Raw genomic sequence first — 16394 nt, forward strand, 5'->3', positions numbered from 1 at the left:
CACGCAGCGAACGACCTATCCCCGCCCATCCCACCAAAATGCTCTGCATTCCGGCTGCCGCGATCACACACCCAAACCCAACGTCAAAAAACCGTCATCTCTTGCAGGCAGAAAGAGGCGACCCCATAGTCTTATGGTAAGATAGTGGTGAAAGCGGAAGGAAGCCTTCGCGATGTTCAACCTGCTCAAGGGCCGTTACACGGTGCGTTTTGCCGAAACCCGCGCGGATATCGAGGCGGCGCAGCGGTTGCGCTATCTGGCCTTCGTGGCCGGAACCGGGGCGGCGGAGCGTCTCGACGGGCTTGAGGCCGATGATTTCGACGGGCTGTGTCGGCATGTTCTGATCGAGGAGCGCAAGACCGGGCGGCTGGTCTGCACCTATCGGTTTCTCGACCTGAACGGCGGGGCGGAGATCACGCGGAGCTATTCGGCGCAGTTTTACGGGCTTGAGGGGCTGGCGGAGTATGAGGGCCGGATGTTGGAGATGGGGCGGTTCTGCATTCATCCCGAGTGTCACGACCCGGATATTCTGCGCATCGCCTGGGGCGCGATGACGCGTTATGTCGACGAACAGGATGTCGAGTTGTTGTTCGGCTGTTCGTCGTTTCACGGGGCGGACTGGGCGCTGCATGCCGATGCGCTGGCGATGCTGAAACACCGCCATCTCGGGCCGAAACGATTCTTGCCGAAGGTGAAAGCGCCGAACGTGTTCAAATATGCCGCGCGTCTGCGGCGCAAGCCGGATGCGAAACGCGCGGCCAAGGCGATGCCGCCGCTGTTGAAAACCTATCTGATGATGGGCGGCTGGGTGTCGGATCACGCGGTGGTGGACCCGGACCTGAACACGATCCATGTCTTCACGGGCGTCGAAATCAAATCCATTCCGCCGGCCCGGAAGAAGTTGCTGCGCTCTGTCGCCGGCTGATCAGCGTTTTTCCAACGCGAGGCGCAGGCCGAGGGCGATGAGAATCGCGCCCAGAGAGCGCTCCATCCATTTGCCGAGGGTCTGAGAGCGGCGCAGCGCTGCGCCGAGGCGGTCGCCCATGAGGATGAGCGGCGGCTCGATCAGAGCGGCGGTGAGGATGACCAGCGTGCCGTGGAGGAACAGTTGCGCGGGCAGGGGGCCTGCGCCCTCGACCACGAATTGCGGCAGGAAGGCGAGGAAGAAGAGCGCGACTTTCGGGTTCAGGATGTCGGTGAACACGCCTTGCCGGAAGATTGCCCAGGGGGAGCGACGCGGACCTGTCATATCCTTGTCTTTCAGAAAAGCGCTGCCGTCGGAACGCAGTGCCCCGATGCCGAGCCAGACGAGATAGGCGACGCCGACCCATTTCACGATGGAAAAGGCGGTGGCGGAGGTCATCAGGATGGCCGACAGCCCGGCAGCGGCCATCAGCACATGGACCATCGCGCCGATCCAGATGCCGAACATGGCGGCGAAACCCGCGCGTTTGCCGCCGCGGAGGGTCTGGCCGAGGATGAAGGCGAAATCCGGTCCCGGCGCGAGGTTCAGAAGAAGTGCAGCGGAGAGGAAGGTGGTCCAGTGGAGCAGCGAATAATCGAACATGGGGCAGGGTATAAAGCCATGGCACGGGGTGTCCAACGTCGCTTTGTGACAGGGGCCATCACATGACATGATCATTGACCTTTGTGCGGCGCCCGAGTAGCGGTGCGACATGGCACGCGCACCCGTTTTACAACTCTCCGATATTTCGCTCACCTTTGGTGGAAACCCTGTCTTTGACGGGCTGTCTCTTGTTGTCCAGGAGGGCGACCGGGTCGCTCTTGTGGGCCGGAACGGCTCGGGCAAGTCGACGCTCATGAAGGTCATGGCGGGGCTTGTGGAGGCGGACCGGGGCAGCCGGGTTCTGGGGCCGGGGATCACGGTCGGCTATATGGAGCAGGAGCCGGATCTGTCGGGCTTCGAGACGCTGGGCGATTTCGCGGCGTCGCATCTCGATGCGGCGGAGAGCTATAAGGTCGATATGGTGGCCGAGGGGCTCAAGTTCGATCCGGCCACGCCGGTCGCGACCGCCTCGGGCGGCGAGCGGCGGCGGGCGGCTTTGGCGAAGCTTCTGGCCGAGGCGCCGGGGTTGATGTTGCTCGATGAGCCGACGAACCACCTCGACATCGAAGCGATTGCATGGCTCGAAGAGGAACTGCGGCTGACCAAGACGGCTTTTGTGCTGATCTCCCACGACCGGGCGTTTCTCAATCACCTGACACGCGCGACGCTTTGGATCGACCGGGGCGAGGTGCGGCGCCAGGAGCAGGGCTTTGAGGCCTTCGAGGAATGGCGCGACAAGATCTGGGACGAAGAGGACCAGCAGCGGCATAAATTGAACCGCAAGATCAAGGCGGAGGCGCGGTGGGCGGTTGAAGGCATCTCGGCGCGACGCAAACGCAACATGGGCCGGGTGCGGGCGCTTCAGGACCTGCGCTCGGAACGCGCCAGCCAGATCAAACGCCAGGGCACGGCGGCGATGGAGCTTGAGGTTGCCGAGAAATCAGGCAAGCGGGTGGTCGAGGCCGATCACATTTCCAAGAGCTTCGGTGATCGCGTGATCATCCGTGATTTCTCCATCAAGGTGGGCCGGGGTGACCGGATCGCTTTCGTGGGGCCGAACGGGGCGGGTAAAACCACGCTTCTGAAAATGCTCACCGGCGAGATGGAACCGGATTCGGGGACGATCAAACTCGGGACAAAGCTCGAAATGGCGGTGTTCGATCAGACCCGGTCGAACATTCGCGAAGACCTGACGCTTTGGGAGGCGATGACCTCTGACAAGGACATCTCCGTCTCCGGCAAGGCCGATCAGGTCATGGTGCGCGGCACGCCGAAACATGTGGTCGGCTATCTGAAAGATTTCCTGTTCTCGGAGGCCCAAGCGCGTGCGCCGGTGGCGTCGCTTTCAGGCGGCGAGAAGGCGCGGCTTTTGCTGTCGAAAATCATGGCGAAACCCTCGAACGTCTTGGTGCTCGACGAGCCGACCAACGATCTCGACATCGAAACCCTTGATTTGCTTCAGGAATTGCTGACGGATTTCGAAGGCACGGTTCTGCTCGTGTCACACGACCGGGATTTCATCGACCGGGTGGCGACACAGACCGTGGCGGTTCCGGGGGACGGGACAGCGACGCTCTATGCGGGCGGCTGGACGGATTATCTGGCGCAGCGCGGCGACAATGGATTCGCCAATGAGAAGCCGCATGTGAAAGCGGCGGCCAAGGCGGAGAAACCCGCTGAAAAGGCCTCTGAGAAGGCGGCCGCTAAACCTGCGCCTGCGAAATCCAAACTGTCCTTCACGGAAAAGCACCGGCTTGAGGCGCTTCCGGGGGAAATCGAGCGGCTGGAGGCCGAGATTGCCAAAATCGGCGATCTTCTGGCCGATCCGGAGCTGTTCACCCGCGAACCTGTGAAGTTCAGGAAGGCGACCGAAATGCTGTCGCAGCGGCAAGAGGCGCTGATGGCCGCCGAAGAAGAATGGCTAACGCTCGAAGAGAAGAATTCCGACGCCTGAGCGCGCGGATTTCTTGTGGATTATTTCGCCTCGGCCAGTTCTTGCCGGCGCGGAACCCTGTCTCGGCAGCTTTTCACCGATTTAGGGTACTTCACGGTTTCCTCACGCGGGCGTGACCGTTACCCCTCTGTATTTCTGGAACGATTTCTCTATCTCTCTCGTTGAGATGTCGATCAAGGCATCACCTCTGAACGAGGCAGTACAAGGAGAATGAACATGAAACGTATCGCAACCCCGGCGCTCGCTCTGGCCGCTTTTGCCCTGACCGCTCCGGCCTTTGCCGGCGGCTATTCCGAACCGGTCGTCGAACAGCCGGTGATCACCCCCGCCCCCGTCATGCCGGTTGCCGGCACCGACTGGACCGGCGGTTACGTCGGTGCGACCATTGGCTACGGCTGGGGCGACAACGCGCTCGATGGCGCCGATGACATGACCTACGGCGTCTACGGCGGTTATGACTATGACTTCGGCAACTTCGTGCTCGGTGGCGAACTCGAATACAACGCCACGGAGATGGAAGAGGGCGACAACAGCCTCGACAACCTGACCCGTCTGAAACTGCGTGCCGGTTACGACATGGGTCCGGCTCTGGTCTACGGTGTGGTCGGTGCCGCCTATGGTGAAGCCGATATCAACGGCGCCTCCTACAATGACACCGGCTATGTCTACGGTCTCGGCGTGGACTATGCCGTCTCCGACAACATGACCGTGGGTGCCGAACTGCTGCAAAACGAATTCGACGAATTCGACAACAGCGGTGAAGACCTCTCCGCCACCACTCTCGGCGCGCGCGTGAGCTTCCGCTTCTGATCGACGGATCGGAAAGAGACCCCCCCGATGGTCCATTTCGACCATCTCTGGCCCCCCGTCTTTCGAGGCGGGGGGCTTTGACGTTTCTATGACCCGCGGGTCAACATCCGATGGACACGCTCCCCGGGGGCGCTAAAGTGAGGGTGAGACTGAACGGGAGGGGCCGAATGGCGCTCGAAGACGCGAAAACCCAGATTGATCTGGCCTTTACCGGCTCCGGTCGGGGGCTGGCCTATGAGAATGCCTTTGGCGGTGCGCTGTCGGCCTTTCGCCGGCGCTATACCAAGGATCTTGCAGGTGTCGATCTGGCCATCACCGGCGTGCCGTTCGATCAGGCGGTGACCAACCGGCCCGGTACGCGGTTGGGGCCGCGGGCGATCCGCGAAGCCTCCGCGCTTCAACCGTTCGATGCGCCCTATGGCTGGGGCTATTCGCCCCTGGATGAGTTCACTGTGGTGGATTACGGCGATCTGGCCTTCGATTACGCCATGGTGTCGGAGTTCCCGGAGCGCTTGACGGATCACATCCGGGGGATTCTGGCGGCGGGCGCGGGGAGCCTTGTTCTGGGCGGGGATCATTACATCAGCTACCCGATCCTCAAGGCGCATGCGGAGAAATTCGGGCCCATCAGCCTTATTCATTTCGATGCGCATTCCGACACATGGCAGGACGACGATCTGAGCCGGATCGACCATGGCACGATGTTCTACAAGGCGGTGAAAACCGGCCTCATCGACCCGAAAACCTCGGTCCAGATCGGCATTCGCACCGACAACCCGGACACTTTGGGCGTCAATATCATCGACGCACGGACGGTGCATGAACGGGGGGCGGCCTGGGTTGCGGGCGAGGTGAAAAAGATCGTCGGCGACCGGAACTGTTATCTGACCTTCGACATCGACTGTCTCGATCCGGCCTTCGCGCCCGGCACCGGTACGCCCGTGTGGGGTGGGCTTGCGAGTTGGCAGGCGGCGGCGATCCTGCGCGATCTGGCGGGGGTGAACCTCACTGGCGGTGACGTGGTCGAGGTCTCGCCGCCCTATGACACGACGGGCGCGACGGCGGTCGCGGGGGCTCATGTGGCGATGGAGATCATCGCGCTCTACGGCTGGACGCGGCGGGCGGGATGAAGATGCTGTTCTGGGGGATCGTTCTTGTCTTTGTCGGGCTTCAGGCGTTCATTCGTCTGGCGCCGACAGATCCCCTGCGCTGGCATGTCGATCCCTTTGCCGCCGCCGACCCTGCGCCGGGGGGCGTGAAACGGCTGGTCAACGTACCTTTGACGCCGGAGGAGGCGCTCACCCGTCTGGCGGCGATTGCCGAGACCGAGATGCGCACGCGCCGCGTCGCCGGGTCGGTCGAGGAGGGGCGTCTGACTTACCGGACCCGCACGGCGTTCTGGGGCTTTCCCGATTTCACCACGATTTCCGCACGGAGTTCCGAGGGCGGCTCCGAGGTGGTGGTGCTGGCACGGCTACGCTTCGGCAAATCCGATTTCGGGGTCAACGGGCGGCGGGCGGAGGCGTGGATCAAGGCGGCCGGGTTTTAGCGCGGCTTGACCCGGACCGTGTTTCAGCGCAACAGATCGCCTCATGATACCTCAAGACCGCCTCCAGCAGATTCTCCAGCGTTTCGAATTCCTTGAAGCCTCGATGGCGCAGGGCACGGGCGATATTGTCGCCTTGGGCCGCGAATATGCCGGGCTCAGGCCGGTGGTGGAGCAGATCCGCGCTTATCAACGCCTTGCTGGCGATATTGCCGAGGCGGAGGCGATGCTTGCGGACCCGGAGATGCGGGCGCTGGCTGAGGAGGAATTGCCGGGTCTGAAAGCGCGGCTCCCTGAGGCGGAGCAGGCGCTCCAGATCGCGCTTTTGCCCAAGGATGCAGCGGATACCGGCTCGGCCATTCTCGAAATCCGGCCCGGCACGGGGGGCGACGAGGCGTCGTTGTTCGCAGGCGACCTGCTCAGGATGTATCAGCGCTATGCCGAGGCGAAGGGCTGGCGGTTCGACATCATCGAGCTGGCGGAAACTGAGTTGGGCGGCATCAAGGAGGTGATCGCCAATGTCGAGGGCGAGGGCGTTTTCGCGCGGATGAAGTTCGAGAGCGGGGTGCACCGGGTGCAGCGCGTGCCGGAAACGGAATCGGGCGGACGGATTCATACTTCGGCGGCCACCGTGGCGGTGCTGCCGGAGGCGCAGGAGGTGGATATCGAGATCAACCCGGACGACATTCGCATCGACACGATGCGGTCTTCGGGCGCGGGCGGGCAGCACGTCAACACCACGGATTCGGCGGTCAGGATCACCCACATCCCCAGCGGAACCGTCGTGACCTCGTCGGAGAAATCCCAGCACCGCAACCGTGAGATCGCGATGACCGTGCTGCGCGCGCGGCTTTATGACGCGGAGCGGCAGAAGCTCCATGCCGAACGCTCGGCGGACCGCAAATCGCAGGTCGGCTCGGGGGATCGCTCCGAACGCATCCGCACCTACAATTTCCCGCAAGGAAGGATGACGGATCACCGCATCAATCTGACGCTTTACAAGCTCGATCAGGTGATGGGCGGCGATCTCGATGAGGTGATCGACGCGCTGATTTCGGATCATCAGGCCGGGCTTCTGGCGGAGATGGCGGAATGACGGCGCCGTCCACAGTGCAGGCCGCTTTGGTCGCAGGCACCAAACGTCTGGCCGAAGCCGGGATCGACGGCGGCGCGCGCGATGCCCGGCTTTTGATGGCGCATGTGCTGGGGTTCGCGCCCTCGCGGCTCACACTCGTGATGCCGGATGCGATTTCGGAGGCGGACGAGGCGGCGTTTGCGGTGGCGATCAATCGGCGGGTCAATCGCGAGCCGGTGTCGCATATTCTCGGGCATCGGGAATTCTACGGGCGGTCTTTCAAGGTCAGCTCCGATGTGCTCGACCCGCGTCCCGAGACCGAGATCCTGATCGCCGAAGCCCTCGCGCGGCCGTTCAATTCTGTGCTAGATTTGGGTACAGGATCGGGCGCTATCCTTCTGACATTGCTTGCGGAACAGATTTTGGCTAAGGGGCTTGGAACCGATCTTTCGGAGCCTGCTTTGAAGGTCGCGCGCGAGAATGCCGATGCGCTTGGCCTGACCGGGCGGGCGCGGTTTCAACAAGCCAACTGGTGGGACGGCATCGACGGTGAGTTCGAACTGATCGTGTCGAACCCGCCCTATATTGCGCTGTCTGAAATGCCGTCGCTCGCGCCCGAACTGGCGCATGAGCCGCGCATGGCGCTGACCGATGAGGCGGACGGGCTTACGGCGTATCGGGCGATTGCCAGGGGCGCGCGGACGCATCTGGCGCCGCGCGGGCGGCTGATCGCCGAGATCGGTCCGACCCAGGGCGCGGCCGTGTCGGAGCTGTTTCTGGCCCAAGGGCTCAAGGGCGTACGGGTGATTGCCGATCTCGACGGGCGCGACCGTGTGGTGCGCGCTCAGGCGCCGAACCCGCATCCGCGCAACCGGGGCAAGTGAAACATGGTTCTGTCATGTCGCAGGTATGTTGCCGACAGATGTCGCCAGCATATGCGAATTGGTAACTGTTTTGTGCCAAACTGGTGCCGATGCTCCCGCAGTTTGCGGTTTTCATGGCGAAATGCCGCATAAAGGTACCGGGTTTATGTAAAAATCGCTTGTCATACCCGACTCGACAGGGTTACAGAGGGATGCGCCGGACGGGAGATTGCTCCCCGACGCTCTTACCCTGCACAGCTTTGATGTTGAGGGCTCTCGAGAGAACGAGAGCGCATTGGGACAGACAAGCCAGCTTCAAAAGCCGGTCCGAGAATCCGGCACACAGGCTCGATTAACGAGATATAGGCTCGAAAGAACACCGTATGAGATCCTCGAAAAACCGTTCGCGGTCCAAGAACAACCGCAACCGTTCCGTTGGCAATATCGTCAACCGTGTCTTCGACAGCTCCGGCCCCGAGGGCAAGGTGCGCGGCACGCCGCAACAGATCATCGAGAAATACAACCAGCTTGCTCGCGACGCGCAGCTTGCCAACGACCGGGTGGCGGCGGAGAACTTCCAGCAGCACGCGGAACATTACCTGCGGATGCTGGGCGAGGCGCAGAAAGAGCTGGACGCGCAACGCGAACAGCAGGAGCGCGAACAGCAGGAACGCCGTGACCGTCAGGAAGCCGAGCGTGCCGAACGCCAGCGCCGTCGTGACGAGCAGCAGGCCGAACAACAGTCCCAGCAGGTGGCGGGGGCGGGCGATCAGCCCGATCTGGTCTTTGTCGAGGCCGATGTGAACGAGGCGGGCGACGGCAGCACCGATACCGGGCTTGTCGAAACGCCCGAGGATCAGCCGAAGCCGAAAAAGCCGCGCGCACCGCGCAAACCGCGCAAGAGCAAGGCGGAACGCGAGGCGGAGGCCGCCGCTGCCGCGGCGGAGGCTCAGGAGCCGCAAAGCGCCACGGAAAACGCACCGGAGAGCGCGCCGAACGACGACACCACAGAGGCTGCCGAATAAACGCGCTTGATTGGCGGAACGCTTGAGATGGCTGAATGCGAAAAACCCCGCCACTGAGCGGGGTTTTTTCATGGTCGTCGAGCTGGTGCGGTCAGGGGGCCGAAGGGGCTGTCGCGTCGCTCTGCGGGTGCGGGTCGATCAGCGAGTCGATCAGGGCGGACATCATCTCGGCGCGGTTGCGGGTGCCCGATTTGCGATAGATCGCGTTGAGATGTGCCTTGATCGTGCCCTCCTTGTTGCCGCGCAACCCGGCAATCTCGGTGATGGAAAAGCCTTTGACGAGAAAGCTCGCGACATCGCGCTCCGACGGCGACAGGCCCCAGAGATCGAAATGGCTCTCGATCACCTCGAACACGGCGCGGGAGGCGTCCTTGAGGCTGCGTTCGAGCCGGGCCTTGCGCTGCATCAGCTCGATGATCATGCGCAGTTCGAAGAGGATGGCGATCACCAGCGTGCCGGAGGCCAGAGTCTCGATGATCAGATGCAGGGTCGGTTTGCCGCCAGCCTGTCCGAGGTCGGTGGCGACGTCGGACAGGAAGAACAGGGCGCAGAAACTCTGCACCCCGATGAGGGCGACGATGAGGGCGGGGGATGTGCTCAGGCTGCGAGGGCGCATCGGCATTCCGGGGGGCATTGAGTCATGGCACCTCCTTATAGCCTGTCACCATGGCGCGGGGAAGGTTCACGCGCGTGCGGCGGCTCTCGAAGAGCACGGCGGCAATATGCAGGACAACGGAGAACTCCGCCCAGTCGACGGCGATCTGGTGCAGCTCATCGGGCCATTCGACGCCCCAGAACATGTCGGTGGTCATCAGCCAGCCGGAGAGCGCGATGACGGACAGCGTCACGATCAGGTTGTAGATCATCAGCGCGCCCAGCGGCGTATGGCCAAGGTGTGTCTTGACGCGCCCGGCGACCATGTCGGAGGCCTGTTCGAGCGCCCCATGCGCGGAGGGCGGAAAGGAAGAGAACCGGGCATAGCGCGGTCCGATCAGCCCCCAGAGCACGCGAAAGATCAGCAGGGCGATGATCGTGTAACCGAACCACAGATGCGCGTCGCTTTCGTGATCGACGATCAGCGCATTGGCGGTGAAACTGAGGACGAGGGTCCAGTGGAACAGGCGCAGGAGCGGGTCCCAGACCTTGTGTCGGGTCATGTGGCTGTCCTTTGAAGAGGGGCCGAAAAGGCGCCGGGGTCGGGAGCCCCGGCGCGGGGACGGCATCAGTCTTCTTCGGTCTTGACGACGTTGAGGTCGCCATCGAGGAAGATCTCGTATTTCATGCCGTCTTTCTTGGCATAGGCTTCATAAAGACCGTCCTCGATCTTGATCTTGCCGACCTCATAGCCCTGGGCGGTGAGGGTTTCGGTGATCTTGGTTTTCATCTCGTCGGTGAGTGCCACGGAATCCGAGGCGAAGGCCGCACCCGAGAGCGTGGTGGCGAGTGTGGCGGAGAGCAGAGCGGCGGAGATCAGGGATTTCATCGGCAGGTCCTTATGTCAGAGCGGGCGGGGTTGCCCGTGGCGTGACATAAGGACCTGCCGGGGAGGTTTGGCCATTGGACCGGAGTTGGAGGTGGCTCGGTCTCCGGTCGGTGCATGGGCGATTCAACCGGGGTTTAGGTGTTTATTCCGAAGCTTTCGGTCAGCTCGGTGCGATGCACGAGGTGGACCTTGTTGCCGAACGGGTCGCGCAGGTAGGCGCCGTAATAATCGGGCGCATAGTGCGGGCGCAGGCCGGGCGCGCCCTCATCGGTGCCACCATGGGCAAGCCCTGCGGCGTGGGCTTTGTCCACCGCCCTGCGCGACGGGGCGACAAAGGCCAGCATGGTGCCGTTCCCGGCGGTTGCGGGGGCTTTGTCGAAGGGCCGATAGACGTAAAACCGTGGGAAGGGGGCCTCCGGGCGCACCCAGCAACGGGCCTCGGGGCCGCCGTCGGGCTCGACCTCACGTCGATGCAGGCCAATCTCGCCCAGAACCGCGTCGTAGAAGGACGCGGCCAGATCGAGATCGTCGGCGCCGAGAGTGACATGGGAGAACATGGGTCAGCCTTTCACCATTTCGCGGGCGAGCGCGCACCAGCCCTCGATCGGCACCTGTTCGGCGCGATCCGTGGGCTTGATCCCGGCGGCGGTCAGGCGGTCTTCGATGTCGGGCGTGAGGCCCTTCAGCGAGGCGCGGAGCATCTTGCGGCGTTGGTTGAAACCTGCGGCGACGATGCGTTCCAACACTTTCGGGTCGGCTTCGAACCGCGGCGCGGGCAGGGCGTCGAGATGCACCACGGCGGAATGGATTTTCGGCGGCGGGCTAAACGCCTCCGGCGGCAGTTCCATGACGATGCGCGGCGTGGTGCGCCATTGCGACAGGATCGCGAGACGACCGTATTTCTTCGATCCCGGCTCGGCGACGATGCGCTCGGCCACTTCGCGTTGAAACATCAGCGTCAGCGAGGCCCAATAGGGTGGCCAGGACGGCGGGGTCAACCAGCGCACCAGCAATTCCGTGCCGACATTATAGGGCAGGTTGGCGACGATGCGCACCGGGGCGGTCAGGCGTTCGAGCGGGTCGATTTCAAGCGCATCGGCGTTGATCACCTCAAGCCGTCCGGGATAGGCGGCGGAGATTTCCGCCAAAGGCGCCATGGCGCGGCTGTCTTTCTCGACGGCGAGAACCTTGCGCGCGCCCTCGGCCAGAAGGCCACGGGTCAGGCCGCCGGGGCCGGGGCCGACCTCGAGTACGTCGCATTGCGTCAGATCGCCCGCCTGACGGGCGATTTTCGAGGTCAGGTTGAGATCGAGCAGAAAGTTCTGCCCCAGCGATTTCTTCGCTACAAGCTCGTGGGTCGCGATCACGTCGCGAAGCGGCGGAAGCCCGTCGACCGTGGCCATCAGAGTGCCTTTCGGGCGGTGATCGCCATGTCCTGCGCCATCTTGAGCGCGGCAATCAGGCTCGATGGATCGGCCACGCCCTTGCCCGCGATGTCGAAGGCGGTGCCGTGATCCGGCGAGGTGCGGATGAAGGGCAGGCCAAGCGTCACGTTGACGCCGCCGGAGAAGTCGATGGTCTTGATCGGGATCAGCGCCTGATCGTGATAGGCGCAAAGCGCCACGTCATAGCCTGCCCGCGCCCGGCCATGGAACATGGTGTCGGGCGGCATCGGGCCTTTGAGATCGAAACCCTGCGTCTTGAGCCGGTCGATGAGCGGAATCATCCAGTCGATTTCTTCCGTGCCCATGGCGCCGCCTTCGCCCGCATGCGGGTTCAGACCCGCAATGGCGATGCGCGGATGGGCATAGCCCCAGTAACGCTCCATATCGGCAGCGGTGATGCGGATGGTGTCTTCGAGAAGCTCCGGCGTGAAGGCCTCCGGCACGTCCTTGAGCGCGATGTGGATGGTCACGGGGACGACGCGCAGTTCGGTGCAGGCCAGCATCATCACCACGCGCTCGACACCGCCCAGATGGGCGAGGAATTCGGTGTGGCCGGGGAAGGCATAGCCCGCGCCGTCTTTCAGCACTTTCTTGTGGATCGGTGCGGTGCAAAGCGCGGAGGCCTCGCCGGTCTGCACGAGCGCCGTGGCGCGGCGGATCACGTCGATCACCCCTTGCGCATTGTCGAGATCGGGCGTGCCGGGACGGACTTCGGCGGCGAAGTCGTGGCGCAGAACCGGGAGCGCGCCGGGCGCAATGCGCAGCGCGTCCGCCGGGCTTGCGATTTCCTCGAACAGCGCATCGGATGGCAAATGGCGCGGATCTCCGATCCAGAAGAAGGGCACCGCACCGGCCAGAAGTTTGGCGGCCTTGACCGCAAGTTCCGGGCCAACCCCGGCCGGTTCCCCGCAGCTCAGCGCAATGGGGGCGAGATCGGAGGGGCACAGATCGCTCTGGCTCATGGGATCACGATCGTCGCGTCGGCGCGCATCTCGGCGAGGAAACTGTCGGCCAGCGCGCCGATGCGTTGCGATTGCAACTGGGCCCGAACCGACTCGCGATCGGCATTGGCCAGCGCCTCATAGGTGCGCCCGCACATCATCAGGAAGACAAGCGTCTGGCCATCGGCGCGGGTCAGTGCGGTGGAGACCTCACCCGGATCGAGTTTCGCGAGTTCGAAAGCCACATCGTTGGGGACCTGGCTCACCGGCAGGGTGTCGATTTGCAGCACGCTTTCCGGCTCGCCCTTGGCGATGCCATAGAGATCGTCGCAGGTGTCGACACTGGCCTTCACCTCGGCAGCACGTTTCAGCGCGGCTTCGGAGCGTCCGCCCGCGATGTAATAGGCGGCATATTTGATGGCGTCGGCATTGGGCGTCGGCGTGGCGATCTCGGCGACCGAACGCAACTGGAACAGGCCGATGGCGTTGCCGGTGGACAAGGGAGCGCTGATCTCGCCGGGCTTGAGGCCCATGACGGCGGCGCGCAGCGGCGGCGGCAGATCGCCGATCGCGGCCCAGTCCATCCGCCCGGCTTTCTCGCGCGACGGAGCGACGGAGTATTTCTCGGCAGCGGCGGCAAAGGCGGCAATCGAGGGGTTGGCCGCGATCTGTTTCGCCAGCGCGTCGGATTTCGCGGCCTCTTCGGGCGTGCGGGCTGGCAGGAAAAGCTCGGACAGAGCCACGCGCAGCCCGCCGGAGGGGCCGTTCGATTGCAGCGCCTTGTCGATCTCCGCTTCGGAGATCTGCGCTTTCGAGGAGAACCGGGCGCGGGCGTATTCACGCCAGATGATGCCCGAGGACACGAAATCGCGCACGGTCTGGGCCGAGACACCGTTTTTCGCCATCAGCGAGAGGAACTGTTCGGGTTGCAGCTTGCCGCGTGCGGCAAACTCGGCGATCGCGGTGGCGACCTGTTCATCGGTCAGCTTGAAATCCACGCGCTCGGCGACCTGTTGCTTCAGGCGCTCCTCGATCAGCGCGTCGAGCACGTCCTTGCGGCTTTTCGGACCGCCCAGAACGGAGAGCATCTGCATGCGTTGTTCAAGCTCGTAGCCGGTCACCACCTTGTCGTTAACATAGGCGACGGGAGCGAAAAGGTTCTGGGCCACAGCCTGGCCGGGGGCGATCCCCGGCAGAGCCATCGCCAGGGCGAGAAGCCCGCCGCGGATCGTGCCGCGCGGCATGGGGTTGCGCAGAGAGGTTTTCACCGCGTCCAGAAGATCGGCCCCGAATTTGCGTGTCATGCTCACTCCCATGCTCACTTCCATACCCACTTGTGGCCCCGGTTTCGGGGCTTTCGTCCAGATGTCGGTTTCTTTTAAGAGGTTTCGCGGTCTGGGCCAAGCGGATTGCTCGTCTCTGTGCCGTGCACGGCGGGGAATATCCCGATTGTGAACGCAGGACGGGGCGCGACGGGAGCTTGGCAGGGGCATGACAGGGGGTGGGGCCCGGCTCAGAAGGCGCAGGAGCCGGTCTTTTGCGTCCCCGACCCGAAGGCGCCGAAGCCGACGGAAAACGCCACGCGGGTGGTCGGATCGAGGGAATCGGTATCCCAGTAGCGGCGCGACAATTCGAGTTTGAGCCGGGTGCATTCGTTTTGGAACTGCAGGCCAAGCCCGGCACGGGTGGCTTCGTCCTCGTTGAAATCGTAGAGATATTGCGCCGTGGCGCTCCAGTTCTGCGCAAGTTTCACAGAGCCGTCGAAGCCGAATTCGTTGAGATCGGTGTCGCGCTCTTCAGCGGCATCGGCGATGACATAGGCATAGCTCGATCCGATGGTATAGCGCGGACGGCTGAGATCGAGCCGGGTTTCCCATTTTGTGATCTCGGCATCCTCGGTGATGAGCGCGCGAGTGTTGGCGGCAAAGCCGTTCTGAAAGCGCAGCCCGGCGCCCAGAAGCCAGTCGGAGCTTTGCCCGGAGAGGCCGGAGGCGACGGAATAGGCGTCGTGATCTTCGAGGCTGAGGACCCGACCGAGCGTGAGGCCATAGTCGGAGGTCTCGCCGTAATGCGAAAACCGCAGCCCGGCGGCGGCGGTCAGGCCGGTGTCGCGCCGGTCCGCGCCGGGAAAGCGCGCGAGGGTCAGCAGATTGCCCTCGTCGAATTCGACGAAACGCGAATCCGTATTGGGCACATCGCCGCCGGTGCTGTCGGACCAGCCAAGCTGCAACAGAGGTTCCAGAAGCTCGGACGCGCCGGAGGCGGTGCTGCGGGTGAGCGGCCAGCTCAGGCGGGTTTCGGCACTGCCGGTGAGGCGGGTGACGTGGTTTTCGTAGGCGGAATATTGCTGTTGCAGGTAGCCGTCGACATAGAGGGCGGCGGCGTTTTCGAGTTTCAGGCCGGGGCCGAAGACGGTCGAGCCGCTCCAGCGCCCTTCGGCCCCAAGACGCAGCACGTCATAGCCGTCGATGTCGTCTTCGGAATCGCGGTACGAGGTCGAGGCGGTGATCCCGAAGCTCAGTTGACCGGGCAAACGGGCCGGATCGTAGAGATGTTCGTAGCTGAATTCGCCCAGAAGGAAGGGCAGCGTGTCCTCGATCGCCAGATCGGAATCGCGCAGGCTGCGGGAATAGACGAATTGCCCGTCGATGGCCTCGTCTTCGCGGTAGCGGCTCAGCGTGACTTTCGAGGGCAGGTAATCTTCGTCGAAATAGCCGTAATCCAGCAGATAGGCGATGTCGGAGGTGGCGCGCAGATCGAAGCCGAGCTTCATGCCGTTGTCGAGCCGCCAGTTGCCCTCGGCAAAGAGATAGGCCCGCAGCCCGTCGCGGGTGTCGTCGGAACTCACCGCGCCGTTCAGTTCGAGATCGCCATGCACGAAGGCCTGACGATAGCGCAGGTTGAGCGTCGTGGTGTTGGTCGCCAGATAGGGTGCGACGGTGAGGTCGCGGTGATCCCCCAGCGTGATGAAATAGGGAACCTCGATGCCGGTGCCGAGGGTGGAATCGGTGCGGATTTCCGGGATCAGGAAACCGTTGGCGCGGGTCACGGTCGGGTCGGGTACCCGCAGGTGCGGCAGCCAGAACACCGGAATATCGACGATGCGCAGATGCGCGTCGGTGAAATAGAGCTGATGGGTTTCGTTGTCGTGGATCACTTCGCTGGCGCGAATTTCCCAGAGCGGCACCGGGCGCACGGCGCAGACCTCGCAGGTCGATGCGACGGTTTTTTCGAGCCTTGTATAGCGGCCTTCGACCACGTCGAGCCGGGCGGCGGCCAATTGCATCTGGCGGTCGATCACCATGCGCGCCGACAGCAGAAGGCCGTTTTTCAGTTCTGTGTCGATCTCGGCGGCGGAGGCGAGAATCTCGCTTGCGCCATCGGCCTGGGTCAGGCGGATCGGGCCTTCGATCGAGAGCGCGCCGGTCTCCTGGTTGAAGGTGATGCGCGTGGCGGTGAGCCGCGTGTCGCCGCGCAGCACCTCGACCGCGCCGGAGGCGATCAACAGCGTGCCGTCGAAGCTGACGCTGTCGGCCATAAGCGCGGTGGAGGGCTCGGATGCTGTCTGGGTCATGGCGGGCAGGGCGGCCATGGACAGGGCGGCGCTCAGGGCGAGAGCCGTAAGCGGGGCGCGCAGGGTCTGCGCACGACGGGAAAGGGGGGCCTTCGGTGCGGCGGTCATGTC

At 63.6% G+C, this 16394-nt stretch carries 17 protein-coding genes; 8 read left to right on the forward strand and 9 right to left on the reverse strand.

The window, feature by feature from the left end; all coding sequences use genetic code 11:
* The first annotated feature begins 172 nt into the window (after window positions 1–172).
* Window positions 173–925, forward strand: coding sequence for a GNAT family N-acetyltransferase (locus CEW89_RS02740; RefSeq protein WP_096804821.1), 753 nt, complete (start codon window positions 173–175; stop codon window positions 923–925).
* Here the strand turns inward: CEW89_RS02740 and CEW89_RS02745 are convergent, their stop codons facing one another.
* Window positions 926–1567: a LysE family translocator gene (locus CEW89_RS02745; RefSeq protein ID WP_096804822.1), complete on the reverse strand. Its 642-nt coding sequence runs from the start codon at window positions 1565–1567 to the stop codon at window positions 926–928.
* Window positions 1568–1676: 109 nt separating this feature from the next.
* Here CEW89_RS02745 and CEW89_RS02750 point away from each other — a divergent pair, with 109 nt between their 5' ends.
* The 7 genes from CEW89_RS02750 to CEW89_RS02780 all read left to right on the forward strand — a co-directional run bounded on the left by CEW89_RS02750 (window position 1677) and on the right by CEW89_RS02780 (window position 8840).
* Entirely contained in the window at window positions 1677–3521 is a 1845-nt protein-coding gene (locus CEW89_RS02750) for an ABC-F family ATP-binding cassette domain-containing protein (protein ID WP_096804823.1), read from the forward strand.
* 216 nt (window positions 3522–3737) lie between these two features.
* Window positions 3738–4331, forward strand: coding sequence for an outer membrane protein (locus CEW89_RS02755; RefSeq protein WP_096804824.1), 594 nt, complete (start codon window positions 3738–3740; stop codon window positions 4329–4331).
* 167 nt (window positions 4332–4498) lie between these two features.
* Complete coding sequence (speB, locus tag CEW89_RS02760) at window positions 4499–5461, forward strand: agmatinase (RefSeq protein ID WP_096804825.1); 963 nt, start codon at window positions 4499–4501, stop codon at window positions 5459–5461.
* The gene (locus CEW89_RS02765; protein WP_066701665.1) at window positions 5458–5880 is read left to right on the forward strand and encodes a DUF1499 domain-containing protein; all 423 of its coding nucleotides are present in this window, start codon (window positions 5458–5460) and stop codon (window positions 5878–5880) included. The genes speB and CEW89_RS02765 overlap by 4 nt, the downstream gene beginning before the upstream one ends.
* Window positions 5881–5923: 43 nt before the next feature.
* Window positions 5924–6973, forward strand: a complete 1050-nt coding sequence (gene prfA, locus CEW89_RS02770; protein WP_096804827.1) for a peptide chain release factor 1 — start codon at window positions 5924–5926, stop codon at window positions 6971–6973.
* On the forward strand, window positions 6970–7836 hold the full coding sequence (prmC, locus tag CEW89_RS02775; protein ID WP_096804828.1) for a peptide chain release factor N(5)-glutamine methyltransferase: 867 nt from the start codon (window positions 6970–6972) through the stop codon (window positions 7834–7836). Before prfA ends, prmC begins: the two co-directional genes overlap by 4 nt.
* A gap of 362 nt (window positions 7837–8198) precedes the next feature.
* Entirely contained in the window at window positions 8199–8840 is a 642-nt protein-coding gene (locus CEW89_RS02780; RefSeq protein WP_096804829.1) for a DUF4167 domain-containing protein, read from the forward strand.
* A gap of 91 nt (window positions 8841–8931) precedes the next feature.
* Here the strand turns inward: CEW89_RS02780 and CEW89_RS02785 are convergent, their stop codons facing one another.
* From CEW89_RS02785 to CEW89_RS02820, 8 genes are all read right to left on the reverse strand, one after another.
* Entirely contained in the window at window positions 8932–9474 is a 543-nt protein-coding gene (locus CEW89_RS02785; protein WP_244906145.1) for a helix-turn-helix transcriptional regulator, read from the reverse strand.
* A gap of 4 nt (window positions 9475–9478) precedes the next feature.
* The gene (locus CEW89_RS02790; RefSeq protein WP_066701675.1) at window positions 9479–9997 is read right to left on the reverse strand and encodes a cytochrome b/b6 domain-containing protein; all 519 of its coding nucleotides are present in this window, start codon (window positions 9995–9997) and stop codon (window positions 9479–9481) included.
* A 65-nt stretch (window positions 9998–10062) separates the two neighbouring features.
* On the reverse strand, window positions 10063–10323 hold the full coding sequence (locus tag CEW89_RS02795) for a PepSY domain-containing protein (protein ID WP_066701677.1): 261 nt from the start codon (window positions 10321–10323) through the stop codon (window positions 10063–10065).
* 134 nt (window positions 10324–10457) lie between these two features.
* On the reverse strand, window positions 10458–10880 hold the full coding sequence (locus CEW89_RS02800; protein WP_096804830.1) for a VOC family protein: 423 nt from the start codon (window positions 10878–10880) through the stop codon (window positions 10458–10460).
* 3 nt (window positions 10881–10883) lie between these two features.
* Window positions 10884–11726 carry a 16S rRNA (adenine(1518)-N(6)/adenine(1519)-N(6))-dimethyltransferase RsmA gene (rsmA, locus tag CEW89_RS02805; RefSeq protein ID WP_066701679.1) on the reverse strand — a complete coding sequence of 281 codons (843 nt, stop codon included), beginning with the start codon at window positions 11724–11726 and terminating at the stop codon, window positions 10884–10886.
* Window positions 11726–12730 carry a 4-hydroxythreonine-4-phosphate dehydrogenase PdxA gene (pdxA, locus tag CEW89_RS02810; RefSeq protein WP_096804831.1) on the reverse strand — a complete coding sequence of 335 codons (1005 nt, stop codon included), beginning with the start codon at window positions 12728–12730 and terminating at the stop codon, window positions 11726–11728. The genes rsmA and pdxA overlap by 1 nt, the downstream gene beginning before the upstream one ends.
* Window positions 12727–14013 (reverse strand): peptidylprolyl isomerase, encoded by a 1287-nt coding sequence (locus CEW89_RS02815; protein WP_198403484.1) that lies wholly within the window; start codon window positions 14011–14013, stop codon window positions 12727–12729. Before CEW89_RS02815 ends, pdxA begins: the two co-directional genes overlap by 4 nt.
* A gap of 209 nt (window positions 14014–14222) precedes the next feature.
* A complete protein-coding gene (locus CEW89_RS02820; protein ID WP_157779738.1) occupies window positions 14223–16391 on the reverse strand; it encodes an LPS-assembly protein LptD in 2169 nt (722 codons plus the stop codon).
* Window positions 16392–16394 lie beyond the last annotated feature (3 nt).

The organism is Celeribacter ethanolicus (assembly GCF_002407265.1).
In the GTDB taxonomy this organism is placed as follows: domain Bacteria; phylum Pseudomonadota; class Alphaproteobacteria; order Rhodobacterales; family Rhodobacteraceae; genus Celeribacter; species Celeribacter ethanolicus.